Origin of the sequence: Enterobacter cloacae complex sp. GF14B (genome assembly GCF_004136805.1) — a bacterium.
Lineage (GTDB): Bacteria > Pseudomonadota > Gammaproteobacteria > Enterobacterales > Enterobacteriaceae > Enterobacter > Enterobacter hormaechei_C.
Genome location: NZ_QFRV01000067.1, coordinates 1 through 25,554 on the forward strand (window position 1 = coordinate 1; position 25,554 = coordinate 25,554).

Sequence of the window (25,554 nt, forward strand, 5' to 3'; positions counted from 1 at the left end):
CCACGCAGGTCCAGCTCAGCATGCCCATGTCGCGAAACGCGTAGCGCCCACCAACCGGGATCGCCTGGGTTGCACCAATCGCCATCTCCGCCCTGCCGTCCGCCAGCGCATCCCAGACGCCGTTGAACACTTCCTGCGAAACACGCAGTTCGACGTCGGAAAAATGACGATAGAAATCGACGATCATCTGCCGGGTCCGCTCCGGCTTAACAATGTTATCCACCGCGATAGCGAGATGCCCGCGCCAGCCGTTGGCGATCTGCTGGCACTGCTCACGGGTGATCTGCATTTTTTTGATGACAGACCGCCCTTCCTTCAAAAACCACGCTCCGGCAGGCGTGAGCTCCACGTCGCGATGACGCCGCTCGAACAGCGGCACCGCCAGCCACGCTTCCAGCTGACGCACCGTGTAACTGATCGCCGAGGGAACGCGATGCAGCTCCTGGGCGGCGCCGGTAAAGCTGCCGTTACGCGCCACGGCATCAACCACTTCAAGGGAATAATCTGACCACATCTTTAGCCTGCAAATTTTTTGAATGCACCCGCCAAATATTAGCGTTTCACAAGCCGCTTTGCACTCCCTACACTCTGCGCTAACGTACACCTGCCTCCTCAGGAGAAAAAAAGTGCAACCCAGGAAAGGATTTTTAGTCTGGCTCGGCGGCTTAAGCGTGCTGGGCTTTTTGGCGACCGATATGTATCTGCCCGCGTTCGCCGCGATGCAGGAAGATTTGCAAACCCCTGCCGCCGCCATCAGCGCCAGTTTGAGTTTGTTCCTCGCCGGTTTTGCTTTTGCGCAATTGCTGTGGGGGCCGCTCTCGGATCGTTTTGGCCGTAAACCCGTCCTGTTGTTGGGGCTGGCGATTTTTGCCGCAGGCTGTCTGGGCATGCTGTGGGTCCGCGATGCCGCCTGGCTGCTGGCGCTGCGCTTTATTCAGGCGGTCGGTGTCTGTGCCGCTGCGGTGACCTGGCAGGCGCTGGTAACCGATTACTACCCCGCCTCGCGCACTAACCGTATATTCGCCACCATTATGCCCCTGGTCGGCCTGTCGCCGGCGCTTGCCCCGTTACTGGGAAGCTGGATCCTGGCGCATTTCGACTGGCAGGCCATTTTCGCCACGCTCTTTGCTATTACGCTGGTCCTGATGCTGCCCGCGTTCGGGCTTAAACCGGCGCATAAAAAAGAGACGCATCCGGACGCGAAGCCCATCACCTTTACCTCTTTACTGCGGTCGAAAGCCTATCGCGGTAACGTGCTGATTTATGCCGCCTGCTCTGCCAGCTTCTTTGCCTGGCTGACCGGTTCGCCGTTCATTCTGCATGACATGGGCTACAGCCCGGCGGCTATCGGCCTGAGCTATGTACCACAGACCATCGCCTTCCTGGTGGGTGGCTATGGCTGTCGCGCCGCGCTGCAAAAATGGGAAGGCCAACAGATGCTGCCCTGGCTGCTGGTGCTGTATGCGCTAAGCGTGATTGCGACCTGGGCTGTCGGCTTTATTCCCGGCGCCGGGCTTGCAGAAATTTTGATTCCGTTCTGCGTCATGGCGATCGCTAACGGGGCCATCTACCCTATCGTTGTAGCCCAGGCGTTGCGTCCATTTCCGCAGGCGACAGGCCGCGCTGCCGCGCTGCAAAATACCCTGCAACTTGGCCTGTGCTTCCTGGCAAGTCTCGTAGTCTCTGCGTTGATTGCAACCCCGCTGCTCACCACTACCAGCGTGATGCTGATCACCGTTGCGCTGGCGGGATTGGGTTATCGCATGCAGTCCTCCGCGCTTCGCGAGCAGAATGACAATGCACAAACCGAAACGTCGCACGCCTGATTGCGCGGGAAACTATGTTAAAAACCAGTGATTAGGTAGCTAACAATTTTCTGTTGAATCACCAAATTTTGCGGCCTATACTGAATTTGGTTCGATTAAATACGATAAATATTAAGTGTTAACGGGAGCCGGAGCGCTCCCGTTTTACCATGGAAGGCATTTCGGCAAGGGTTATCTCCCTTCCTCTGTTCTACGTCGGATATTAGCCTCGCGGGCATTTACCGTGAGATTTCTCACAAACCAAAAAAGCGTCTACGCTGTTTTAAGGTTCTGATCACAGCAAGGTGATGGAGAAGCTATGAGTTCATCGTGTATAGAAGAAGTCAGCGTTCCGGACGATAACTGGTCCCGGATCGTCAGTGAACTGTTGGGACGTGCGGGCATTACGATTAATGGCTCATCCCCCTCCGATCCCCAGATAAAGCATCCCGATTTTTTCAAACGCGTGTTACAGGAGGGATCGTTAGGGCTGGGTGAAAGCTATATGGACGGCTGGTGGGAGTGTGAGCGGCTGGATATGTTCTTCTCCAGCGTATTACGCGCCGGTCTTGAAAAACAGCTCCCTCGTCATTTCAAAGATACCTTACGTATCGCCTCCGCCCGCCTGTTCAATCTGCAAAGTAAAAAACGGGCATGGATCGTCGGTAAAGAGCATTACGACCTTGGCAACGATTTGTTCAGCCGTATGCTCGATCCTTTAATGCAGTACTCCTGCGGATACTGGAAAAAAGCGACGACCCTGGAAGAGGCGCAGCAGGATAAGCTGCAACTGATCTGCGATAAATTGCAGTTACAGCCCGGTATGCGTGTGTTGGACATCGGCTGTGGCTGGGGTGGTCTTGCCTGGTTTATGGCGAAAAATTACGGCGTCAGCGTAGTCGGCGTCACGATTTCGGCTGAACAGCAGAAGATGGCGCAGGAACGCTGTCTGGGACTGGATGTTGATATTCGGCTTCAGGACTACCGCGACCTGAATGAGCAGTTCGATCGTATTGTTTCCGTAGGTATGTTCGAGCACGTGGGGCCGAAGAACTACAAGACCTACTTTGAGGTCGCCGATCGTAACCTGAAGCCTGACGGAATTTTCCTGCTACACACCATCGGCTCTAAGCGCACCGATAACAATGTGGACCCCTGGATCAACAAATATATCTTCCCGAATGGCTGTTTACCCTCTGTTCGCCAGATTGCGAACGCCAGCGAACCGCATTTTATTGTGGAAGACTGGCATAACTTCGGCGCAGATTACGACACGACTCTGATGGCCTGGCATGAACGTTTCCAGGCTGCATGGCCTGAAATCGCCGACAACTATTCGGAACGATTCAAACGGATGTTTAGCTATTATCTGAATGCCTGTGCGGGCGCGTTCCGTGCGCGGGATATACAGCTGTGGCAGGTGGTGTTTAGTCGTGGGATTGAGCACGGCTTGCGGGTGGCTCGCTGAAAAAATAACCCCGGTTTCCCGGGGTTATTTTTTATTCTTCTTCCACGGTCTTTATTATCGCCGCCTCTTTCGCCGCCAGCACGCGCTCAACGGTATCCACGACCGCCTGGGTCTGCGGATCAATTTCGATATTTACGCGCTGCCCCAATTTTTTTGCGCCAAGCGTAGTACGTTGCAGCGTTTCAGGAATTAAATGCACGCAAAAACGCGTAGGCGTCACTTCACCGACGGTCAGACTAATCCCATCGATGCCAATAAATCCTTTATAAAGGATGTATTTCATTAATGACGGATCCTGCACCTTGAACCAGATTTGACGGTTATTTTCCGAGGTCACAATTTTCGCCACTTCTGCGGTGGTCATAATATGGCCCGACATCAGATGCCCACCAATCTCATCGCTGAATTTCGCCGCGCGTTCAACGTTGATGATATCTCCCACCACCAGCTCACCCAGGTTAGTGATGCGCAGCGTCTCTTTCATTAAATCAAAGCTAATCTGATTACCGTTAATTTCGGTCACCGTCAGGCAGCAGCCGTTATGCGCTATCGACGCCCCGGTTTCAATGCCGTCGAGCATATATTCAGGCAGCTCAACCACGTGAGTGCGGAAATTCGGTTTTTCATCAATGGACACCACTTTGGCAGTGCCCTGCACAATACCAGTAAACATGCTTACAGCTCCTGTTCATTCCGAACGGCGATGACACCGTATAATCCCACCACAATAACAGTTGAAAAAACAGGTTGCCAGTGATGCGCAATTTCTGGCGATTTTTTCACTAGATAATTAGTTAAACCCCGCTACAATAGCTGGCATCCCTCTGTTTTTTCTTCTTGCTGCCAGTAACGGCGGCCTTTTTAGTCTCTCAAATAACTACAATACAAAGGTGTTCACGTGCAGAAGTATATGATCGAAGCGCGTCAGTTATTGGCACTGGCAATACCGGTGATCGTCGCGCAGGTAGCCCAAACCGCAATGGGATTTGTGGATACGGTAATGGCCGGTGGTTACAGCGCCACCGATATGGCCGCCGTGGCGATCGGAACCTCAATCTGGCTCCCGGCCATTCTGTTTGGTCACGGCCTGCTGCTGGCGCTAACGCCTGTCATCGCACAGCTTAACGGCTCCGGTCGACGTGACCGCGTGGCCCATCAGGTGCGCCAGGGCTTCTGGCTGGCCGGGTTCGTCTCCGTCCTGATTATGATCGTCCTGTGGAACGCCGGGTATATTATTCGCGCCATGCATAATATCGACCCGGCGCTGGCGGATAAGGCGGTCGGTTATCTGCGCGCCCTGCTCTGGGGCGCGCCCGGCTATCTGTTCTTCCAGGTGGCACGTAACCAGTGTGAAGGGCTGGCAAAAACCAAGCCGGGCATGGTGATGGGCTTTATCGGCTTGCTGGTGAACATTCCCGTGAACTATATCTTCATTTACGGTCATTTTGGCATGCCGGAACTCGGCGGCGTGGGCTGCGGCGTGGCGACGGCAGCGGTGTACTGGGTGATGTTCGGAAGCATGCTCACCTACATTAAGCATGCGCGATCCATGCGCGACATTCGCAACGACACCACCTTTAGCACGCCTGACTGGTCGATGTTGACCCGCCTGACACAGCTGGGTCTGCCCATTGCGCTGGCGCTGTTCTTTGAAGTGACGCTGTTTGCCGTCGTCGCCCTGCTGGTCTCGCCGTTAGGGATTATTGATGTGGCAGGCCACCAGATCGCGCTGAACTTCAGCTCTTTGATGTTTGTTCTGCCGATGTCGCTGGCGGCTGCGGTGACGATTCGCGTGGGCTTCCGTCTGGGGCAAGGTTCTACGCTGGATGCGCAAACGGCTGCCCGCACCGGGCTGGGCGTCGGCGTCTGCATGGCGGTCTGTACCGCCCTCTTTACCGTGCTGTTGCGTGAGCAAATTGCCCTGCTCTATAACGACAACCCGGAGGTAGTGACTCTGGCCTCGCACCTGATGCTGCTGGCGGCCATTTATCAGATCTCTGACTCCATCCAGGTCATTGGCAGCGGCGTGCTGCGTGGGTATAAAGATACGCGTTCCATCTTCTTTATCACCTTTATCGCTTACTGGGTGCTGGGTCTGCCGTGCGGGTACATTCTGGCGCTCACGGATCTGGTGGTGGATCGCATGGGGCCAGCCGGATTCTGGATGGGCTTTATCATCGGCTTAACGTCTGCGGCCATTATGATGATGCTGCGCATGCGTTTCCTGCAACGTCAGCCCTCTACGGTTATTTTGCAGCGCGCTGCACGTTGATGACCCTGTAGCCGCCGGCTGGCGGCTACTTTCTCTTCACTTTGCGCGGTAATGAAGCAATCGCGTGAAATCAGAGAGAAAAATGCATTTTCCCTCTTGCCACCTTGGTGCTGTGCCGCTAATATTCGTCCCCGTTGTCACCGACAACACAATGCGTTCATAGCTCAGTTGGTTAGAGCACCACCTTGACATGGTGGGGGTCGTTGGTTCGAGTCCAATTGAACGCACCATCTTGCGTCTGTAGCTCAGTTGGTTAGAGCACCACCTTGACATGGTGGGGGTCGATGGTTCGAGTCCATTCAGACGCACCAATCTGTTTTCTCTCACATTTCATTCCCGTTCAGCCTCATGCAGAGGCAGCAAACCTTTTAAGCACATCGAAAGTGACCTCCAGCCCGCGCGTACCGGGAAAAGCGGAATGGCATAAGCCCCATCAGGTTAGCAAAACGCCCGGCGTTTGCCGGGCGTGAAAACAACGTCAGTCAACGATTACGGCTTATGTTCAATCGCTGGGTTGTTGTTGATGGCGATGCGCTGCGGTTTCTCTTCTTCCGGGATATCCTGGTGTAATTCAATTGCCAGTAAGCCGTTTTCCAGCGAAGCGCCGGTCACTTTCACATGCTCCGGCAGACTATAGCTGGCCCGGAAGTCGCTGCGGCTGATACCCCGATGGATCCACCCTTCTTCGCCGTTTTCGGTTTTCTCCTCTTCACGTTTACCGCTGATATTCAGCTGACCGCCAACGGTTTCAATTTCCAGTTCGCTCTCTTTCCAGCCCGGCACGCTGAGCGTCAGTTCATAGCGGTTATCGCCCAGCCGCCGGATATTGTAAGAAGGCGTGGAGGGCAACGGCGTACTGCCGGTTAGCTGGCTAAAAAGGCGATCGATACGGTTAAAACGGTCCGCAAACAGAGAGTCGGAGAGATCGTTCAACACGGGAAAGGTTCTGAGAGTCATCATGTACCTCCTGAACAGTAAAAAAGAATATTCAAAAAGTTCATGTCTTATGGGCAGGTGTTCCTTACCCGCTTTCTATATGAGGTTACCGCAAAATATTTCAACCTCAGGAGCCTGCAAAAATGTAGCTGGAACCTAAAAAAGCAACGGGCCGTTAAGCCCGTTGTTCGTTACATCATCGCAGTTCTATTACTCTCGCCCGCTCAGCCTGCTTTCGGTAGTGGTCATATCGCTCCCGGAACCATGCCTGCTGTTTATTACTCATATTGCCGGTCACGGCATCGATATCAACTGGCTGGCCCAGGGCGTACATACGGGCAAAACTGCGTGCCAGAAAATCAAAATTCTTTAATGCGTTTATATCTTGTCGCTTCATTAGCATATCCCTCCAGTCGCTGTGGTTACTGTTCAAGGTCATATGCTTTTCTGATCTCAGTATCCGCCTGAAAAAGATCGATTTTTGAGCGATGTGTGCGCATCCATCTGCCAGTGTTCACATTTCAGGAACGACAAAACTCTTCAGCCCTGGTCATGATTTTCCCTCCCTTTTATCACTCATGCAGAAAACATAAACGCCTGCCATGCAGTAAGTTCGCCACGTATCCGGAAGGTGCGAACGGCGTGCTTTACTGCCAGACGCTGTAACAGGTCGCCCAGCGCGTTCAGGTGGGTTTCCAACTGCAAGCGTCTTATCAGTTCGAATAACAGACAAAGAACGTTTACACTGGCGGATTAATACTGATTACCTGAACAAATGGGTAAATGGGTGAATCCGGGCTTGTTGGCCATATAGAGAGGGGCGCATGTAGGTTGCCGCGGTTGTGTATCGAACTGCGCATTGTTTTCTACAACACGCTGCTCCTGGCCTTTCACGGCTATTCTCTTTTTCTTCTGCGCTTTCCTGGCGGAGGGGGAGGGTTTTACCTGCCGGGGCAGTTCGGAGGCACCATAACCTGAACAGAATCGCTTCGACTGGCTCAGACTTCCGTCATTGCAGACAAAACGACCATCCGATGTACAGTGTGCTATGCCACCTTTTGAGCCAGAGCAGGGCTGTCTTCCACGGGCGGCACCAGCCTGCATGTTAAAAAGTACAATGACCGTAAGAAGGAGAATTCTCATTTTCATATCTGTATCCATGATTGACGTCATCATACTCAGGGTATCCCCTCAGCCATTGACCTTTTCGCCAGATAAAATGCAATGACTCATGGCGAAGAAATCAATTATTAATATTTCAGTACCCGCTACAGCACAAGCTCTACAATAACTCATTGAAAAGTAACTCTTTAATGTATCTTTTCTGACCAGGGTAAAATAAATATCTGGTCGTTCATGTTGCCTGCTCGCCCAATTTTCATGAAGTGGTTATTTTCGCAGGCGAAACTCTGCAATATGCATCCTCGCGATGTCGGTAAAAGATGTGGGGTGGTTTTGCGTGCTGAATTTCAAAATTGGCTCACAATCGGGCTGTATTATCCAGATACTGCTGTTGTTTCAGATGACGGATTAATGCCCTGCCCTCGGGCATAAACTCCGTGCCGTAGCGCACCAGCCCCACCCCCTTCAGCTCCGCATCAATGGCGTAGCGGAGTTCACCGGGCTGAATCTGTTCCTGCATCACCACATTAATCCGGCTCAGGCGCGGCTCGTATTTCAGCAACACAGCCGACAGTGTGGTAATCAGCTGGTGGGCGGTCCCGGGCATTCCCTGGAGGATTTTTGTCATATCCGGCAGACCGTAGCCCGGCAGGTGAGCCAGCGTACCGGCGCGGCAGTTGAGGATGCGCTGCATGTTATCGAGTACTGATAAAATCAGCTGGTTCTCCTCACTGACACTGTGCAGGTCAAGCCCGCCGGCGAAGTTACCGTACAGCATGTCATACAGAGACGGACGCGGCATCATTCCCCCTCCAGCGGTTTCAGCGTCAGACGATTATTACTGACTTCGATAACCCGCGCCTTATCCGGGTCAAGGTCGTCACGGGTCAGGGTAATACGCCAGGTATCATTTACCTGGTCCGGTGCCATAAACATCCCCGCCACCGCCACAACCTGCGCGCTCTCTTCCATCGGCATATCCAGCGTCACCGATTCGCCAGGGCGCAGGCGGATATCCTTTTCCGCCACAAGATCGGCTTTAATGGCCTGAGTGTCACTGGCGAACAGCGACGGATAATCAGTACTGTCAAACGCCTTACGCTCTTTAAGCTGGTAAATTCGCACCACCGTTGCCAGCGATGCCCCCTTCGCGTTGTTGTTCACCCCTTCGCGCGCCTGAATATCCAGGTGAAGGGTTTTCACCTGTCTGTAAAAAATGGACTTCGTGACGGCGACGGTGCCATCCGTCACTTTCTGCGTCAGACCACAGCCGGTTAACAGGGTCGCCAGAGTGATTGCCAGCGCTTTACCAGCGGTAATCGCCATCTTCATCGTTTTTCCTTCGCTGAATGTTTTCCCGGACGCGCTGAAAGCGTCCAGGGTGAATGGTGATAATGTCGTTTCTGTTCTGTTGCGGATTAAGGGGACGCAGCACTGCCGTGCGCCCGACCTGCGCGATCTGTTCCGCATTGCAGGACAGCCGCGCATCCGGCAGCAAATGCCGGGCAACGCATAACTGCATACGTACATCCAGGTGCGCGCCCAGCCACACGTGCAGCAGCGCCATCAGGTCAGCGTGCAGGTCACCGCCCGGCAGCCAGCCCCGGATCTCTTCCGGGTTGTCCGTGCTCAGGCGCAACAGCACCTGGCCGTTCACATCCGTGGCATGCGTGCCCATCACCGGACGGTGCTTCAGGCTGACCGGCTGGCATGTACTCATCGCAACCGGCTGCTTCAGCGGGATACGGCAGCGGTCATGGTGATAAACCTGCGTGCGCGTATCCGGTGCCAGCAGCCGCACCAGCGCCCCCATTCCCTCCGCCGTCCGTCCCGGCAGCATCATCACCGGCAGCAGCGCCAGAAATCGCGACAGCGGCGTACCGGCTGCCTGAGCGCAGCCGGGTATCCCCAGCCCCGCCAGGCCCAGCAGGTATTGTGATGTGTTGTCAGCGCCGCCGGCCTGAAAGGTGGCCGGGTACGAATACTTACGCCAGATGCGGTAATACTGGGTAATCAGCCGGTGACTGAAAATATCCAGAAAATCCTGCGTCGCGTCGTGCCCTTCCCGTCGCTGAGCGATATCGTCGGTGTAGTGGGTCGGCAGCGGCGACTCCACGCCGTACAGCCCCATAAAGGTGACGCGCACCGACGGCGGCAGGTGCGGATGTTCCGGGTCTTCCATCCCCCGGATTTCACCGGACGGAAACCCCATCCCCGGATGCGGGCGAAAACGCACTGGCTCCTGCCGCACCCGCCAGTCGCTGCCGGGCACCGGCATCTCCGGCAGGCTCTGTTCCAGCAGCTGGCAGAAGCGGTAAAAATTCATATACGGCAGCTGGTGCCGTACCTGCGCCATCAGCCGGGCAGGCGCGGACTGTGATTCTCTTTCCACCGGATATATTTCCCTTCTGGCTGAACAATGAGCGTGAGCTGGTTAAACTGGTTCATATCGGCATACAGGGCGAAAAAGCGGTTCAGCAGTTCGCCAAACAGGTGGATATCGCCCTCTCCGGTAAATCCATTGCTGTCGAGCGTCACCTCCACGTCCAGCCCGCGCAGCAAAAAACCGTCCTCAAAGCGCTGAATGCGGTGGTGCCTGACATCCAGGATGGCATCGAGGCGACGGTTGTTCAGCTCGTCGTCCCGCCAGTTATAGAGCGAGAGCGTGCCGCGCAGCACCTCAGCGCTGCTCATCATATTGAGAAACCGGGAGCCCAGATGGCTCATCACCCGCCAGTGGAAACGATCCTCCGCAGGCGGGTATGCGGGCAGCGTCGGCTTGCAGAGATTACGCACGGTGAGGGGCGTGTCATAGACCTGTTCACAGCGGTCCAGCAGCGTACTCTGCAACGCCCGGCGCGGTAACTGGCCGTTGGTGCCAGTGATGCGCAGCGAGACTGTCTCCCGCTCCAGCATCCGGTCAGCTTCCCACTGCTGGCCGCCCAGTATCAGCCAGGTATCGTGCATCCCGGTGACGCCCCGCTTCACGCGGGTGTGGTAATACCGTTCCGGCGCGTGACGACGCATCATGCCGCCCTGATGGCGAAAACTGGTGAACGGCACATAGTGCGCTTCGCCGGTACGCCCGGAGCCGTTGACGCTGTCCACCGAGTAAATCTCGGTATGCCCGTCCTGAAGACGTTTCGGGCGCAGCAGATATTCACTCTCCAGCCCGCTGATGGTCAGCGGGTCAGCTTCCAGGGTGAACAGGTTAATTACCGGCACGCAGTGCAGGCGCAGGCTGCTGTCTGTTACCGGTAAATCGCTCTGCCATACCTGGCTGAACACCACCTCGATATCGAAATACGCCGTACCCGCCGGAAGCGTGATATTTTCCAGCCCGTTAAGATGGACGAACATAAACTTTTCGCGGAAGGTGAAATACTCCAGCAGCAACTGATAACCGCTGAAGGCGCTGTCGCCCTTTGGCCACAGCCGATCTTCCTCAGCAAAACCGCCCGGGGAGAAATAACCGTCCAGTGCGATCCGCTCCGTCTGCCCGGGCAGGCGAATGTACAGCGCCGCCTGGCGTTTTGTCAGCCAGAGGTGCAGGCTGCTGCCCGTCACCCTATCTTCGCCCAGGTACAGCGGCAGATGCCGGAGGTCCGTCTGCGGCCAGTCCGCCTGCGTACTACAGGCAAAACGCACCCGCAGGAGCGAACGCCCGTCAGGCTCCGTGGTCATAATGACCTTTTCCACCGCGAGCGGATTCAGCGTCAGATCCCGGGTGGTGCGGTAGCGGCAGACGGTGTTTTTAGGACCAACCGGGCGGGAGCTGATTTCCAGCCCGGCGGACAACGTTTCCGCCATTTTCATCGCCGGCACATCCGGGGACAGTGCCACCACCGACAGGGACGGGATGGTACGCAGGTAGTGCGGCCACAGCATACTCACCAGACTTTCGGTCAACTCCGGCAGGTCGTCATCTATCTTTTCGCGCAGACGTCCCATGGAGAAGGCGAAGCCCTCAAACAGCCGTTCAACATACGGGTCAGGTGTGCCGGCTTTGTCGAGGTCGAGCATTGCCGCCCGGTCGGGGTGCGTCTGCGCGAACTCTTTCGCCGCCTCGCGCAGGTAGCGCATTTCAGCGTCAAAATAACGCAGGGTTAAATCTTCCATTTAATTTCTCAGCGTTCAGGGAGCAAAAAGGGTCAGGCGCACAGTACGGCCGCTCTTGCCGGGTCGATGGCAATCAGCCCCGCCAGCAGATGTTCCATCTCCGGATTCAGGCGTGTTTTATCTGTATCATTACGTCCGGCCTTCATCCGCAGCAGCTTCAGGCGCCGGGCTTTTACCTCGAACAGCAGGTCCGGCTCCCACTGCGTGAGCGTAATAGCAGCCGCACAACCATCCAGCTCGCCCAGCAGGTGCAGCGCCAGCTCGTTTTTACCGGTCTGTTCGGCCACTCTCGCCATTAACAGGCGCAGCAGCCAGCGGCTGCGTGCCGTGGTGATACCAGGACGATTTTGCAGCCAGGACAGCGCCACATCGGGGCCGTCGCTGTCGGCAAGTGTGAGCGCTTCGCTCTCCAGTTGCAGGATATCGTTATCGCCGGAAGCGGTCGCCGCTGTCACGGCTGAGTCCTCCTGCCAGCCCCCGCCGCTGTCCGTTACCTGCTGCTGAATCCAGTTCAGGGTCACTTCATCGGCGAACGGCGTACCGTCGTTAAAGGCCAGCGTCTCCAGCCCGGTCAGGCGCGAGAGCAGGCCTTTCAGGTCGGCCTGGATAATCGCCGCCTCGTGCTCCTGCCCGGATTTCAGCAGCGCCTGGTGCAGATACCACTGCACATCCAGCCACAGGTGGTTTGCGCCGCGCGACAGCAGGCTGTCCGCCTCTTCCATCAGCTCACGCCAGCTCTGTTGCAGGTAGAGCCGTTTCAGCAGTGCGCGCTGATCCGGTTTTGGCGGCTCGATGCGGGTTTTGCCGTCGGCCAGAAGCGGCGGTAGCTGGCGCAGGGTGTCGTGACGCAGGTTCTTTATCAGCCGGTGGGCGGATAACCAGCCGTCCGGCTGATTTCTCAGGTAGTCCGCCAGGATCCGCGCCTGGGCCAGAAGCTCCTGGCCTGAGGCTATGCCGGTCAGGGCGGGGATCTCACCGGCGGGCATGAAGTGACTGGCGTCGCTCACATTCTGCGGCACCACCGCATCCGGGCCACCGGATTTCTGTAACCGGGTTTCCAGCGCCTGATACAGCGCGCCGGGGATGGCGCCTTCCGCCACCTGCTCCGTAAGCCACAGGGCACCGGCAATGCGCAGGGTGTCAGCGTTGTTGGCCTCCGGGTACAGAGACAGACTGTCGAGCATTCTGGTGCTGGCGAGCCACTCCAGCGCCCCCTGTCGGCTGCGTTCGCGTTGTGGGTGCAACTGTGTGTTAAAGCGCTGCATTAAACCCGCCAGCAGATCCAGTCCGTCCGCCAGTCCCGCTTCACCATCCCGGTGCAGTCGCGCCCAGGCGTAATACGTGGCGACACGAATATCTTTTGTGGTGGTGGTCAGCAGTTTTTCCGCAAGGGTACAAATCAGGTCGGCATCTGCCCCGGAAAGTTTATTGACCTCCTCGCGCATCTGCTGAAAATCATCGTCGTAGCCGGGGTCAGCGCCGGTGGGGTTGTCCGCCTGTACTGGCCGCAGCCAGTTGTCCCACAGGGAAAGGCGCTGCTGCGCCTGTTCCGCCAGCGCTTCCGGCGCGGCCTGGCAGGCTGTAATCAGTGTGTGAACGGATGCCATCAGTACGTTTCCTCTGTGGGGTCGGTGTCATCGGTCAGGGGGTCAGCGGCGGGCTCGCTGACGGTGAATATCTGCAACGGCAGGCTTAAGTTTCGCAGCTTCAGCAGGGCCAGCGGGCCCTCCCCCGCCTCGGTACGCAGGGTGTAGTTCAGCGGTTTGCCATCCTGCGCCTGCCACGTGAGACTGTAACTGCTGCCCGTGCCGGGATACGCGCTGACTGACGCCTTGTCCAGCAGCCTTATCCAGCCCCACGCCCCGGACATATCCGCATACTGCCGGGTGCCGGCCTGTGTGCTTATCCAGCTTAATGCCGCACCCGGCGCTTCGGTGTCCGCAGGCCAGATAAAACGCTTCCAGGCGGGCATCTGGTTCATATAAGTCAGCTTCTGGCTGTCGATAACCAGCCGCGTCTCCATGATGCCATCCGCCGTTCCCGGGCGCAGTTCAAAGGACAACCCCGCCTCCCCGCGAGTGAACACCACATCGGAAATATGGCTCAGGGTATCAACCGCCCTGAGGAAGGCCGGATTGAAGGTCAGCCCCTGAGCGTTGATGCTGTCCGGCACCCAGTGACTCCCCTCCCTGTGCAGCACGCCGTTAAGACGGGTCTGGAGAAAACGGGTGATACGTCCGGAATCAGCGTTGAGGTATCTGGCCAGCAACGGCAGTGAGACCTCGCTGCTGACATCCTTAAACGGATACCGCCCGCCAAAGGCGTTGTTCCAGTCATCCACCACGGCGATCTGCCACTGTGCATTCAGGCTTTCAGCCGCCGGAGTCAGTACCTGCTGCCAGGCCTGCTCCATAGGCCGCACAAACATCGTCTGCCCGAAACCACTCCATTCCTGCCCGAGTCCCGCTGCCACCAGACTGCCGTAGTCGCGGGTCTCGGTTAAATCCACCGCCTTACCCTGAAACACCGTCTGCGCAAGCAGCCGGGTCATGGCCTGCGGGTCAGCGGCGTTGGTCACCTGCTGTAGCCGCAGGCGCACCTGGGTGACCCGAGTCAGAAACGTCTGGAGGCTCAGGTCGGTATTTCCGCCGCCTTTCTGCTGGCTGTTAATCAGCGCCAGCACCGGGCCGAAGGTCGCCTCCAGCGGGCCGCGCGGGCCGCCGCTCTGGTCAATGGCCGGCTGTTTATCGCCACCGAGCAGATTTTTTGCGGATTTCACCAGCGAATCGGATATCGCCTCGCCGGTCTCACCGGTTCGCCCCTGGATATTCAGGGTGTTCATCAGCGCCACCAACGGCGACTGACGCACATCCGCCATCAGGGTGAGCTGGTCAATGGCGTCGGACAGGGTCACTGCCCGTTGCCAGCGCAGACTGTTGAGAAAATCGAGCCAGGCGGTACTGAAGTCGGCAAAATAACGTGCGGTGAGCCGCTGCTTCAGGGCTTCCGGCGAGGTCTGCTGCGTGGCGGGCTGTCTGCTGTCGCTCAGCACCCAGTCCATCTCCTCGCGACGTTCATTCACCACCTTATCAATGGCAGGCTGTACCGCCTCCTCCCACGCCTGACGGGTGAACATCCCCGGCACAAATTCATCCGTGGTGAACAGGCGCGGGGCGTCGGTATCCCCCGTCATGTCCGCCAGGCGCATATCGGCATACTGGTTCGCCATCTGTGCGAGCATTTTCTGATAGAGGGTGGATTCACTGTTTCGCCCCCCCATCTGGCGAACCAGCAGCGTACGCGTCTGACTGACCAGCATATCGTCAACATGTAAGCGCCACTGCGGGTGTGACGCCAGGCTCGTGGTATAAAAAGCGTACAGTGCCGGGCCGCTGCCCTGCCAGAGGCCGTTTGCCACACCAGCACGCCGTGGCCAGTCGCGCATCAGCGTGGCGGAAAACCAGGCCGCATCCATTTTCTCCGGCCGCGAAAGCATCAGGTAGAGCCTGAGCCGGTCGTAAACCGGTTTTGCCATGCGCTCACGTAACGGACTGTCCGGTGGCAGCTGTACAAAGGCCTGGAGCTGTTGAGTGAGGTGTTCCGCCGCCGCATCGCGCAACAGCGGCAAGGCGCTTTCACTATAGCGCGGGAAGAGCGCCGCCAGCAGGGCATCGTTCTGGCTTAAGCCGCCGCGTGCGTACCAGGGCACGCCGTGTTGTCCACGGTACTGTAAACGGGCAAGGGTTTTCTGAAGTTCAGACAGGGCGTGCAGACGCTTGCTCAGCGGTTGTTTCTCTGCCACAGACTGCTGAACCTGCTCCTGCGCCATCGTCACCAGGCTACGGTTGGCGACAAAGGAGACGGCCATGGATATGCCCCACAGCACCATCAGCGCCGCCACGCTCACGCCCGCCATCTGCGTCCAGCTGATTCCGGGTTTACGCGGGCGCAGAGCTGCCGGTAAGGCCTGTGCCGAGGCCGGGATGGCATCCCAGCGGTTGTCTTTGCCCCAGTAATGAGCAACACTGCGACCTGCCCCTGCTGAAGGCGGGCTGAACACCACGCCAGCCAGAGGTAGCGGGCGGTACGGGTTAAGCAATACCGATAAGGGTCCGGTCAGCGATTGCGGCTCGCGGGTTAGCTGGTCAGCCAGGGCGAGTAAAAAATCGTGCTGTGGTTTGTCGCAAATCTGCTGAATACCCTGCGCGGTGAGGAGCGGGATCAGGTCGCTTAGCTGGCGGGCCAGTGCTTCAGGTTTACAGGCCGCTGACAGCTGGCACCCCACAGGCTGGGAAATCCGGCCCTGCTGCTCTCCGGTTCGCGGATGCAGCGACCAGACATACAGCGGCAGTTTCCAGCCCAGCGCGTCACTGCGCCCCTTCAGAGCGTGGGACAGGGCATCCATGTATTCAGGAGTCAGCGGCGCTGCCGGTTCAGCATCTGACCCCGCGAAGCGGTCAAACGCGGAGGTCACCCACACTACGCCATCCACCGGGCGGCGGCGTAGTTTACGCAGCGCGGTAAGCCAGGCAGCGTCCGCCGGTGCTGCCGGGTCACCGCCCCACAGCAGCAGCGTCCCTTGGTCTTCCTGCCAGAGTTCCTGAGTGAGTTTTGGGGTGAGCTGTTCGACGTCTGAAGCGCTGCCAGTTATCAGCAGGATACGGAGCTTGCGGTGCCAGCGACGACCGTAGGTTTGACGCAAAGCTTGTTGTAATTCGGTTATTAATATTTTCCCTGCTGCATTCGACTTTAAATACGTGCCAAGGTCTGATTTGGGTTCCTGTATATCGCTCAGCTTTTTGAAAAAATTAACCCTCGAAGAAAATGCAATAATTGTTCGTCGAGTTATAAGCAGCAAAGAAAGGAACACAGAAATGGAAAAAATAGCACAGAACACTCGAAGTTTTTCTGCTGGCGCTGTCCACCCTAAAGACTCCCCCCATAAGTAATGCATTAGGATTAAAACCATTGTAACAAAGACAACAAAAAAAGCGCCAGAGAATCTGATGAGGAAAGTTTTCATGCCGTAATGCATCCTTATCTATCGGCTATCGAACTAAAGAAATGCGAGACTAAAAGATCATTACTTTTATTTACAAACAAATATTTTCCAGGAAGAAGGTATTCATTAACATATTTCAATTGCAAAAAAACGGTAAGAGGTGAACATATACCTAAATAATTACCTGAGTCAATATAAGTATACGCCGAAAGTGCACTTTCAGTCATATAATCTGATGTTTTTAACACCAACCTCTTAACTTCCTCCTGATTCAGCCCTGAATAAATGACACCAGATAACCCACTCTCTTCATTAACTCCTCCCCATACTAGAGATTTATCTATTCCTGTCCAATCGAACTCGGGTCTAAAAAAGTTACCTAAAGATGAAGCATTAGTAATTTTACCATCACCATTAAGTCTTCCTAATAAAAAGACCACAGACTCCGATTTATCAGCAATATTTTCACTAATCAGTTCCGTACCATAAAAACTGGCTGCAATGAGAACTATGTATCCATCAGAATAACTGTCCAACCAGTTATCTATTGATTTTGACAAATCATTACTAAAGTCAATGCGTTCAAACGGAAATACATTATCAAAGCAACGTCGCCAAATACTTTCAGCTAAAGCCTTTAAATCATCATCAAGGATGCATACTACTTTTACCTTAGTATTCGCAGGCAATAGTTTTATATGCATATAAATATCATTAATTAAATCACTTACAATTCCATTAAATAAATCAACCTTTCTTTCCTTTATCCACTCATCATTTATTAATTCGTCTTTAGATGGATAAAAAGAAAGGTACCTGGCCATATGCATACCTCTAGGGGTGTATCGAACCGGTAATATGTTTTTTTTTACAACATTATCCACTGAACCATTTAAATCCGGTAATCTGATCTGGAGTTCAACAATATCAAGATTTATCCTGCCTTTTTGTAGCAATTCTCGATAGTATGCGGCACGATGTTCATTCCAGCTAACCGCTTCGATATTTTCACTATTCCAAACCACAATTCTAAAAAAGAATACAATACAAGCTATGATTAGTGGAATCAGCAACAATTCAACCCAAAAAATAATGGGATTTTTTGATAAATACTCTGGAAAATAAATTAAAAACACATACACATAAAAGGTAATCATGCAAAATAAAAACCCCACCTCAAGCCACAATGACCATTTTTTTTTGATTATAGCTTTTTCTTGAGGAATATCGAAAATATTTACTGGCATAATACTATTCCTTCAAAACACGTGAACCAGCAGATATAAGAATAGCACCACATGCACAGCGATGCCCCTCAAGAGCAATAGCCAATCCATTATCACAATGGTTTTCATCTCCTTCGTTAATGCTATTTACACCATGTATGGGACATGCAACCAGATCATTTTTACGCGCTACCGATTTACCATCTATGTAGATCTGAGTTGAGCCGCTCAAAACAATCCCACCATGAGAATTTTTGTCACCAACACAAATAGTTCTTTTCATAATGTAGCCATCTTATTTATTATTTAACTTCAGGAAGCCTTTCAAGAGGTAATACCTGAACACCATCTGCATCTTCGGAGCTATCATCCCTATTTAACGGCAATCCTGTATCGGGATCTACATCTTTGACTTTATCTTTCCCATTGATTCTAAACGTTAGATTTGTTTCCCAATAGACAAAGTAATGCGAAATTAATTGAAATCAAAAAGCTGAATAAAAATAAATATTTCATATTTTATCCCCCATGGACAATCAAAATAATTTATAAAAATATTAATCAACAATAGTGACTTCAGCAAGTCTTTTTAAAATAATAGGCTGGAATCTATCTGAATCATCAATCATAACTGGTTCTCCATTTTTTATGACAGGTTTTCCGTTACCATCTGTTTTCTGTAACTTATTTTGAGGTTTTCCAGTTTTTTCATCAACAACGATAACCTGATCTGGACCTGTAAACCTAAATGCCGACTCGATACTATAATCGATATAGTAATCTCCAACTTTTTCAACTGATTTTTTGAAAACGCTAATACTCTCACCCTGCAATGCAGAATCAGGAAATGCATCAAGTTGCAATATAGTATCAAACAATTTACTATAAAAAAGGATATTGTAAAAAACACTTACCTTCTTAGAATTTAAATTATTGTAAGCGCAGCCAACATAAAAAACCATATAATCTTCAGCATCAGACAACACACCATCCATTCGATTAACACAAACTGATGGATATTTTCCATTACTATTCAGTAATGAAAATTGAGATATTTTGTTGCTTTTTTTTATTCGAATTATACTTTCAGGAAATAATATATCATTAGGAACATGAGCATAAGTACCCTTAGGTATTCTTACATATTTACCATTGAACACTCCAATCCAGAAATCTTGTTTTTTATTTATCAACCAATATTCATTAGCTCTTAATGACTTTGATCTTTCATTATCAGGAAGGTTATTTTGTTTGCTTTTGAATTCCATATAACCTTCATGTTTCTCTTGCTCATAAATTTCTTGACGGACTTCCCATGATTGCTCATCAACACGACTTGAAGACATACTTTCTGCTTCTGCTTTAGTTAATGGCGAAATTATTGCATAACAGAATATCAAAAACTTAACCAATTTTGTCATAATAAATTCCTTAAGGATAATTGAATCCATCAATAAATGGTACTGGATCAATACGGTCAACGATTCCTCGCCCTGGTCTCTTAGTTTTTCTTGCTTCAAAATGCAAATGTGCACCAAGTTCAATTGTAGTCATGCCATTAGCATTCCCTGTACACCCCGTTTTACCAAGAATATCCCCACACTTCACTAATGAGTCATAAGAAATATCAGAGCTAATCTCTGACAAATGCGCATAAAAAAAATAAATGACCTGCAACTGATTTCCATCATATTCACAAAGAGAAGCCTTGCTTGCTGGTAAATCATCTATTTGTATAATAATACAAAGTTGTTTTCCATAATCACCGTTATCTCTAATTAGTGCCACACGTCCATCAGCCACGGCATAAATAGGAGTACCCGGAAGAGCCTCAATATCCACTCCTTGATGGGGTTTTGGCATTCCATTGACACGCCTGACATCATTGCCAAAAGTTGCAGCTCTGAGGCCACTCAGGCCATGAGTTCTGATTTTACATATTTCCAAAGGATTATGCCATTTACCAGAATGACCTGATATTGTATCAGCACCAACAGTTTGAACAGTTGATGAAGCTTCTGATGTTTGCGCCGGCAATTCAGTATTCAAATCAAAATTTGGATTAAGTTTTTTAATAATATCTTTAAGATCATAATCTGTTTCTTTTGGTGTCACCCGATAATCATCTGGAACAATAATAGCTCTATAGTAAGAAACTAGCCAAGCCACATATGCAGTCCGCCCTGTCCCATCGATAGAAAGATACTTCTTTGCATCAGCATCATTAATGTTACTTTCAAGTCTTGATTTTAAATTCTCGTTCGTATAGACTTTATATTTACTCTCTGTGCCAGCTCCATTCATAATAATGTCGTAGGCTCCACTCTCACCATTATGATGAATAAGATAAGCTAATTTAATAATTTCATCTGGTTCGAGTGATGATACACCAATTAGCACATCAGAAATATTATCAACCCCTAACCTATCATACAAACCAATCATATCGATACTATATTCCGCATTAGCACGTAGTGCCAATACCGTATTTTTGTCGATTTCTGTTATTGCCCCATTGACCGACACACCAAAAAGTTCGCCATTCTCATATTTTAGCTTTTGATAGGAATACCTTTCGGTTATAAACTGATAAATCTTAGATTCGGATATAGTACAAAGATATAACCATGTTTTAGGCTTGAATTGCCCTAAGCCTACAGCCCCTGAACCCGTCGTATTAGTTGCATTAGACTTCCACCTCGATTCTGCATAAATCAATGCAGCAAGCCCCTCAGGTTGGAAATTATACTTTTTAGCTGTTTCAATGATATAATCACGATATTGCTCTGCTTCTGGAGGAAGACGTAATCCATCACTGACGTTACCAATATTACTCACATTAGTAGGGGCACCGCCTTCAGTTCTGGTGGTATGATTTATAGAAGGAGTTTGACTTTCTGTTGTTTTATTTTTTGACAAACCGAAAGCAGATGAATTGCCTTTCTGTTTCGCTTTTTCTTTTTCCTGCAGTTTACTCGATTGTTGAGTTCCTTTTTTAACACTGGTGCTCCCTTTGATTATCATTTCTCTGGACGATATCCGCAGACTTAATGTACCCAAAGGCAATTTTTTATGGTCGGCAATCAGAATGTATTCTTTTTTATTTAAATGTTGCAGTTCAACCTTTATACCTTTGGTACTGTCTTCAATAAGCAGACCAGCGACAACACCACTATTGTCTGTTACATAATCATACATCTTATCATCAAAAGTGAGTCTGAGTTTTGTATCTCCAAGCGGACGCCAGGCAAGATCGAAAATCCTCAAAGTTAATTGAGTATCATAGACTTTGTCTTTTGATGGTAAATTCAATACCTGACCAGGCTGGATAATATGTTTTTCTGCTTTAGTGAGAAGACCGTTAATACGGGCTAGTTCATTAACATCAGTTCCAAATTTGCGACTTATTTTCCACAGACTGTCACCCTTCTGAACCGTATACTGTTCCATGGTTATTCCTTATCCTGTTCGTTTAATTCACCATCATATTGTGGACCATGTTCATCATAAACCTGCTCATCATCAATCTCATCCTCAATCTCATGTCCATTGTCATAAGAAAAAATGCTCGTCCATTTATCATTGCCAATTATTGCATGGAATTTTTTACTTTCAGGTTGTTCAAAACTACCTGACTCTCCATCATTAAAAGCGGAGTTCCATATTTGTTCTTTTGATTCACTATCAAAAAGCCTTACTTTCATAGCGGATGGCGCGGCATTACCAAAAGCATCTAACAACATGAAACTCATTGACTGTGGACCACTATCAGGCAGTTCTGGGATTTTTGATTGTATAGATGCAGGTCCGCTATAGAGAAGCTTACTTTGCTTCATCATGATATCACCAGGACAACCTAGCTCAATGTTCCCTTCAGACAGACGAATATAGGCCCCTCCAGCACAAGCCAACGTCAACGTTTTTGCTGCTGTCAGTGTAATATTCTCTGTTGTGCTGACTAAGGAAATATTTTGTTTAGCTATTGTTTCAATATTCCCAGACTGGGCTTGTGATATAAGATCACCTTTTGCAGCAATAGCCTCTATGCCTTCATTTTCTGTAAATATTGATATTTTTTTAGAAGCTGCAAGGGTGATATTTTTCTTTGCCCCCCACTCAATACTTTGCCCTGCGGTCATAAAGATGTTATCACTAGCGGTAGCCTGAAAGTGACCTCCACTGGCTAAAGCAATTCCTTCAGGTGCGCTTGCAAGTAATACAGCCTGCTTTAGAGTAAGCAACTTCTCCTCCATTAGTGCCTGTTGCTGCTCATATTGCAGAAGCTGTGCTTTTGCCGCTGATGCTGCCTGTGAAAGTGATTCCATCTGACTAAGGGCCTGAGCCAACAAAGATTGTGCCGCAGCCATATCTAACACTTGCCCTTGTGCTTCAGACTGGCTGTCCGCGGTAATAAATATCCCTTTCCCCGCTCTGATAGCTCCCCAAGAATCTGTACGTAATTCAAATCCTTCCCCCCGCAGCGCCCTGGACGCATCCACATTGTGCCCCAGATTCAGCTGCGTCTTGCCGCCGTACTCCGTGCTGAGCTTGATATGCTCTTCGCCGCGTTTGTCCTCCATCCGCAGCTTGTTGTTCGTCGGCGTGCGGATCACATTCCGGGTGCTGTTCTTCTCCGTCACATGGTCAACGTGCCGCGAGTCGTGCAGCGCATGGGCGATATACGGACGATCGGGATCGCCTTCGTGGAACGCGATCGCCACTTCCGTGCCCTGAATCAACGGGAAGTGAAAACCGTACACGTCGCCGCCGTAGGGTTTGGCGAGACGTACCGGCATGCTCTCCTGGCCCTGCGACTTGTCATCCCGGTCGGCGTCAAATTTCACCCGATATAGCCCGGATGCATCCTGCCAGGCGTAGATATCGTTGGCTTTTGCGCTGGTGATACGCGCCGTCATCGTCCCGGTCACCTTCGGGCGCGGCAGCGGTGCCGGACGCCAGCACACCGTTTCGCTGTACGGAATGCCCAAAATATCCACCAGAAGGGCGCTCTTGCGACTGGCAGTAAAATGCGTGCTGATAACCAGCACCGGTTCCTGTAAGACAGCAGGCAGGGTAGGTGGCAGGCCGTTGGTAATATTCAGCACCTGAGCAGGTGCCAACCACGCCGCAGTGCTGTAGCCTGTGATTTGCGTCTGGTTTGCCAGAAAACGCTCGTGGTCCAGGCGGGCGTAAAAGTTAGCCGTTTCTGCCGTGGGGTCTATTTTGTCACCGCGCGCCAGATGGCGCAGCCGGTAGTGATAGACATCACCATAGGTCACCCCTTCACCGTCTCCCCGGGTCATATCCGCCGGTGCCGACTGCAGTATGCTCTGTGCGTCACGGTGGTTGTAATCTTTCGTGGTGACGCTGGCTTCCACCACGTTATGGGTGATGTTCAGGCCCCACACCGAGTCATCCCCGCTGTCGCTCATCCCGGACGGACTGTTGACTGGCAAGGTTTTACCAAATACCAGCGCCCGCTGCGCATCGGCAAAATGCACCACTTCTGTCTGCGCGTCTTCCTGGAGGGTAAACCAGTAAAATATCCCCACCTCCGCCAGAAGGCGCTGAATAAACGCCAGGTCACTTTCCTGATACTGGTTTATCTGCTCACGCTTTGGATAGCTCTGCTTGAGGTTAAACTCATATTCCCAACCATGCAGGTTATGCTCCTGTAACACCTGCTCGACTACTTCAGGTACCGACTTATTGACAAAGAAACGGTGACTGCGGTGCTGCTTATCCAGCAAAAACAGGAATGGTTTCAGCGTGATCTGGTACTGTGTCTGGTCGGCAGAGCCGGAAATGCGTCTGAAATGAGTAATGACACCGTGCACTTTTTTCTGTTCAGTCAGACTCTCCAGTAACCCGCCCCCCATCGTAAGGGTTGCGGGTTTACACAAAAACCAGGCAGCCTCAAGATGTTTGTCCGTAGTGGTAAAAATGATGTCATACCTGTAAATTCTGCTCAGGCCTTCAATACCGCTGAAGTCTTCCACATCAAGTGGAGAAGGACAGGAAGGAATATCCAGCCTGTAGCGGTTCAGGGTTCCCGCCCCGGATAAAACGTTTTGCAAAGAGTCACTGAGATTCATAATTTTTCACTCCATGAACGGATCTAAAAGGGGATCTGCAGGAACCATCACGTTGGCCTTGATCAGGCTGAACTTCACTGTTGTCCAACTCGCCGTACGGCCTTACTGCCTCCATGTCATTAAGCGGAATGTCGAAAATACACTCGCCGGCAATCTCTACCCCGGCGACCATTCTGCGCGGCGTATCCTTATGGCGCTCAGAGTGCAGAACGTATCTGACAATGAACTGGCCTTTATCAGGAAAATGATGGAATGAAGGTGGGATACATAGCTGGCCGTTCACAATACGAAGTGTGGGATCAAACGTAATTTGCCGCTCCCTGAACCGGGTTCCTCTTGGAACGATGGAAATACTGACTGGCTGGTAGTCCTCTGGCTCCGGAACGCTGAAACACACATTGTCGCCTCTTGTGCTGACCGTTGTTATTTCATCAGGCCGAATGTAATCCCCGTGGCCGGGGCAACCGGTCAGTAATGTCAGGCTGAGCAAAAAAGCATGCCTACGGCGAAAGGTTATTGCTTTCACCATGGGAACCCCCGCAGCGTGCTGGTATACAGGTGGCGGATAACGGGCTCAGAAATGTTACCGTCAAGCGTGATATCACCTGCTTTTCTCAGATCACACCATGTCTCGTATCCTTCAGCCTGCAACGTAAAATGGTCAGCAATAATCTGTGCCTGCTGTTCCATGGGATATTCACTTAACAGACGTCCATCCAGGACATAACGGTAACTCACCGCCCAGCTGACAAGCCCCCGCCCGATGATGTTCATTCCTTTTTCACGTTGCCAGACATGTGCCATTTCATGAATAAAAAGATGTTGCAGAAAAGGTAAAGTCGACGCGTAATCATCCCTGTACCAGTGACGAAAATAAATCTCACCGTTCGGGGACATCGCCGTATTTTTATTCTGAAGGCCAAAGGGAAGATAGCTGTCATGATGGATCCAGACCTTATGGTACGGGATCGTTGACTTGTAAACCGATTTCGCCAGCACAATCTCTCCTGATGTCAGTAACCGCAGCGAACCTTCTTTTTCTTCTTTTTTATCCACCTTCTTTTTTTTATCGTGGATGGTCATCACTCATCCTCCTGCCACAGCTCAATCATTACCCCCTCTTCCTCATCCCAGCCCAGTGTAAGATGCTGCGGCTTCTGCCCTGTCGCCATATGGCTCAGCAGCTGCTGGCTCAGCACTGGCAGAATCTGCTGGTTCAGAAGGCTGTCAACATTGCGCGCCCCGGTGTCCGGCAGCAGGCAGGCATCGGTCAGCGCATCGTACAGGCTTTCGTGGATATCGGTCTTCATACCGTAGTGACGGTTGAGGCGTCTGCTCACCTGATTCAGCTTCATCTCCACAATGGTACGCATGGCCGCTTCCGCCAGCGGACGGTAAATCACCGTCTGGAAGCGCGCCAGCAGCGCGGGCTGGAAGTGGTCCCGCAGGACAGGACGCAGCAGTTCATGCAGGTCCGGCTCTGTCGCCTCCGGCTGTTCCTCCAGCATC

22 protein-coding genes, 2 tRNA genes and 1 pseudogene are annotated in these 25,554 nt (G+C 52.0%); 5 read left to right on the forward strand and 20 right to left on the reverse strand.

What is annotated here, in order from left to right:
- The coding region (locus DD606_RS18650; RefSeq protein WP_129258970.1) for a LysR family transcriptional regulator at nt 1-514 on the reverse strand (514 nt) is incomplete at its 3' end.
- 112 nt (nt 515-626) lie between these two features.
- On the opposite strand from DD606_RS18650, the gene punC reads away from it, so the two are divergent.
- Entirely contained in the window at nt 627-1,826 is a 1,200-nt protein-coding gene (gene punC / locus DD606_RS18655) for a purine nucleoside transporter PunC (RefSeq protein ID WP_003857639.1), read from the forward strand.
- Between the two features lie 298 nt (nt 1,827-2,124).
- Nucleotides 2,125-3,273, forward strand: a complete 1,149-nt coding sequence (cfa, locus tag DD606_RS18660; RefSeq protein WP_003857641.1) for a cyclopropane fatty acyl phospholipid synthase — start codon at nt 2,125-2,127, stop codon at nt 3,271-3,273.
- A 31-nt stretch (nt 3,274-3,304) separates the two neighbouring features.
- On the opposite strand, the gene DD606_RS18665 is transcribed toward cfa, so the two are convergent.
- A complete protein-coding gene (locus DD606_RS18665) occupies nt 3,305-3,946 on the reverse strand; it encodes a riboflavin synthase (RefSeq protein WP_003857643.1) in 642 nt (213 codons plus the stop codon).
- Nucleotides 3,947-4,171: 225 nt separating this feature from the next.
- Here DD606_RS18665 and mdtK point away from each other — a divergent pair, with 225 nt between their 5' ends.
- From mdtK to DD606_RS18680, 3 genes are all read left to right on the forward strand, one after another.
- Nucleotides 4,172-5,545 carry an MdtK family multidrug efflux MATE transporter gene (mdtK, locus tag DD606_RS18670; RefSeq protein ID WP_003857645.1) on the forward strand — a complete coding sequence of 458 codons (1,374 nt, stop codon included), beginning with the start codon at nt 4,172-4,174 and terminating at the stop codon, nt 5,543-5,545.
- Nucleotides 5,546-5,698: 153 nt separating this feature from the next.
- A tRNA-Val gene (locus DD606_RS18675) sits at nt 5,699-5,775 on the forward strand.
- 4 nt (nt 5,776-5,779) lie between these two features.
- Nucleotides 5,780-5,856 (forward strand) — tRNA-Val (locus DD606_RS18680).
- Between the two features lie 178 nt (nt 5,857-6,034).
- Here the strand turns inward: DD606_RS18680 and DD606_RS18685 are convergent.
- The 18 genes and pseudogenes from DD606_RS18685 to DD606_RS18765 form a co-directional block, all read right to left on the reverse strand.
- Nucleotides 6,035-6,505 (reverse strand): Hsp20 family protein, encoded by a 471-nt coding sequence (locus DD606_RS18685; RefSeq protein WP_003857647.1) that lies wholly within the window; start codon nt 6,503-6,505, stop codon nt 6,035-6,037.
- Between the two features lie 172 nt (nt 6,506-6,677).
- Nucleotides 6,678-6,878 carry a cell surface composition regulator GlgS gene (glgS, locus tag DD606_RS18690; protein WP_022650936.1) on the reverse strand — a complete coding sequence of 67 codons (201 nt, stop codon included), beginning with the start codon at nt 6,876-6,878 and terminating at the stop codon, nt 6,678-6,680.
- A gap of 179 nt (nt 6,879-7,057) precedes the next feature.
- Nucleotides 7,058-7,186 (reverse strand): hypothetical protein, encoded by a 129-nt coding sequence (locus tag DD606_RS26480; protein ID WP_255573107.1) that lies wholly within the window; start codon nt 7,184-7,186, stop codon nt 7,058-7,060.
- Nucleotides 7,187-7,234: 48 nt separating this feature from the next.
- Complete coding sequence (locus DD606_RS25995; protein ID WP_176691449.1) at nt 7,235-7,630, reverse strand: hypothetical protein; 396 nt, start codon at nt 7,628-7,630, stop codon at nt 7,235-7,237.
- A 331-nt stretch (nt 7,631-7,961) separates the two neighbouring features.
- Nucleotides 7,962-8,405: a type VI secretion system baseplate subunit TssE gene (gene tssE, locus DD606_RS18700; protein WP_129258974.1), complete on the reverse strand. Its 444-nt coding sequence runs from the start codon at nt 8,403-8,405 to the stop codon at nt 7,962-7,964.
- Nucleotides 8,405-8,929: a type VI secretion system lipoprotein TssJ gene (gene tssJ, locus DD606_RS18705; RefSeq protein WP_003857655.1), complete on the reverse strand. Its 525-nt coding sequence runs from the start codon at nt 8,927-8,929 to the stop codon at nt 8,405-8,407. Before tssJ ends, tssE begins: the two co-directional genes overlap by 1 nt.
- Nucleotides 8,910-10,004, reverse strand: coding sequence for a type VI secretion system baseplate subunit TssG (tssG, locus tag DD606_RS18710; RefSeq protein WP_074165190.1), 1,095 nt, complete (start codon nt 10,002-10,004; stop codon nt 8,910-8,912). The genes tssJ and tssG overlap by 20 nt, the downstream gene beginning before the upstream one ends.
- Complete coding sequence (gene tssF, locus DD606_RS18715; RefSeq protein WP_045894539.1) at nt 9,959-11,722, reverse strand: type VI secretion system baseplate subunit TssF; 1,764 nt, start codon at nt 11,720-11,722, stop codon at nt 9,959-9,961. Before tssF ends, tssG begins: the two co-directional genes overlap by 46 nt.
- A gap of 32 nt (nt 11,723-11,754) precedes the next feature.
- The gene (gene tssA / locus DD606_RS18720) at nt 11,755-13,329 is read right to left on the reverse strand and encodes a type VI secretion system protein TssA (RefSeq protein ID WP_045894538.1); all 1,575 of its coding nucleotides are present in this window, start codon (nt 13,327-13,329) and stop codon (nt 11,755-11,757) included.
- Complete coding sequence (locus tag DD606_RS18725) at nt 13,329-16,745, reverse strand: ImcF-related family protein (protein WP_129258972.1); 3,417 nt, start codon at nt 16,743-16,745, stop codon at nt 13,329-13,331. Before DD606_RS18725 ends, tssA begins: the two co-directional genes overlap by 1 nt.
- Before the next feature lie 14 nt (nt 16,746-16,759).
- Complete coding sequence (locus DD606_RS18730) at nt 16,760-17,971, reverse strand: hypothetical protein (protein ID WP_063444051.1); 1,212 nt, start codon at nt 17,969-17,971, stop codon at nt 16,760-16,762.
- Nucleotides 17,972-17,975: 4 nt separating this feature from the next.
- Complete coding sequence (locus DD606_RS18735; protein ID WP_072050878.1) at nt 17,976-18,233, reverse strand: PAAR domain-containing protein; 258 nt, start codon at nt 18,231-18,233, stop codon at nt 17,976-17,978.
- A gap of 274 nt (nt 18,234-18,507) precedes the next feature.
- On the reverse strand, nt 18,508-19,371 hold the full coding sequence (locus DD606_RS26485) for a hypothetical protein (protein ID WP_237765869.1): 864 nt from the start codon (nt 19,369-19,371) through the stop codon (nt 18,508-18,510).
- Between the two features lie 10 nt (nt 19,372-19,381).
- Nucleotides 19,382-21,400, reverse strand: a complete 2,019-nt coding sequence (locus tag DD606_RS18745; protein ID WP_045894536.1) for a peptidoglycan DD-metalloendopeptidase family protein — start codon at nt 21,398-21,400, stop codon at nt 19,382-19,384.
- Between the two features lie 2 nt (nt 21,401-21,402).
- Nucleotides 21,403-24,045 carry a type VI secretion system Vgr family protein gene (locus tag DD606_RS18750; protein ID WP_045894534.1) on the reverse strand — a complete coding sequence of 881 codons (2,643 nt, stop codon included), beginning with the start codon at nt 24,043-24,045 and terminating at the stop codon, nt 21,403-21,405.
- Nucleotides 24,032-24,574, reverse strand: a complete 543-nt coding sequence (locus tag DD606_RS18755) for a putative T6SS immunity periplasmic lipoprotein (RefSeq protein WP_072050877.1) — start codon at nt 24,572-24,574, stop codon at nt 24,032-24,034. The genes DD606_RS18750 and DD606_RS18755 overlap by 14 nt, the downstream gene beginning before the upstream one ends.
- Complete coding sequence (locus DD606_RS18760) at nt 24,568-25,128, reverse strand: hypothetical protein (RefSeq protein WP_045894530.1); 561 nt, start codon at nt 25,126-25,128, stop codon at nt 24,568-24,570. The genes DD606_RS18755 and DD606_RS18760 overlap by 7 nt, the downstream gene beginning before the upstream one ends.
- Nucleotides 25,128-25,554, reverse strand: a pseudogene (locus tag DD606_RS18765) (type VI secretion system ATPase TssH); the annotation flags it as partial. The gene DD606_RS18760 and the pseudogene DD606_RS18765, both read right to left, overlap by 1 nt.

Bases quoted from the DNA above. Each gene is read 5' to 3' on its own strand.
- tssJ (WP_003857655.1), bottom strand. From the start codon at position 8,929: ATGGCGATTACCGCTGGTAAAGCGCTGGCAATCACTCTGGCGACCCTG.
- tssF (WP_045894539.1), bottom strand. From the start codon at position 11,722: ATGGAAGATTTAACCCTGCGTTATTTTGACGCTGAAATGCGCTACCTG.
- DD606_RS18730 (WP_063444051.1), bottom strand. From the start codon at position 17,971: ATGCCAGTAAATATTTTCGATATTCCTCAAGAAAAAGCTATAATCAAA.
- DD606_RS18750 (WP_045894534.1), bottom strand. From the start codon at position 24,045: ATGAATCTCAGTGACTCTTTGCAAAACGTTTTATCCGGGGCGGGAACC.
- DD606_RS18665 (WP_003857643.1), bottom strand. From the start codon at position 3,946: ATGTTTACTGGTATTGTGCAGGGCACTGCCAAAGTGGTGTCCATTGAT.
- DD606_RS18725 (WP_129258972.1), bottom strand. From the start codon at position 16,745: ATGAAAACTTTCCTCATCAGATTCTCTGGCGCTTTTTTTGTTGTCTTT.
- glgS (WP_022650936.1), bottom strand. From the start codon at position 6,878: ATGAAGCGACAAGATATAAACGCATTAAAGAATTTTGATTTTCTGGCA.
- DD606_RS26485 (WP_237765869.1), bottom strand. From the start codon at position 19,371: ATGACAAAATTGGTTAAGTTTTTGATATTCTGTTATGCAATAATTTCG.
- DD606_RS18745 (WP_045894536.1), bottom strand. From the start codon at position 21,400: ATGGAACAGTATACGGTTCAGAAGGGTGACAGTCTGTGGAAAATAAGT.
- cfa (WP_003857641.1), top strand. From the start codon at position 2,125: ATGAGTTCATCGTGTATAGAAGAAGTCAGCGTTCCGGACGATAACTGG.
- tssA (WP_045894538.1), bottom strand. From the start codon at position 13,329: ATGGCATCCGTTCACACACTGATTACAGCCTGCCAGGCCGCGCCGGAA.
- DD606_RS18685 (WP_003857647.1), bottom strand. From the start codon at position 6,505: ATGATGACTCTCAGAACCTTTCCCGTGTTGAACGATCTCTCCGACTCT.
- DD606_RS18755 (WP_072050877.1), bottom strand. From the start codon at position 24,574: ATGGTGAAAGCAATAACCTTTCGCCGTAGGCATGCTTTTTTGCTCAGC.
- DD606_RS25995 (WP_176691449.1), bottom strand. From the start codon at position 7,630: ATGAAAATGAGAATTCTCCTTCTTACGGTCATTGTACTTTTTAACATG.
- tssE (WP_129258974.1), bottom strand. From the start codon at position 8,405: ATGCCGCGTCCGTCTCTGTATGACATGCTGTACGGTAACTTCGCCGGC.
- DD606_RS18735 (WP_072050878.1), bottom strand. From the start codon at position 18,233: ATGAAAAGAACTATTTGTGTTGGTGACAAAAATTCTCATGGTGGGATT.
- DD606_RS18760 (WP_045894530.1), bottom strand. From the start codon at position 25,128: ATGACCATCCACGATAAAAAAAAGAAGGTGGATAAAAAAGAAGAAAAA.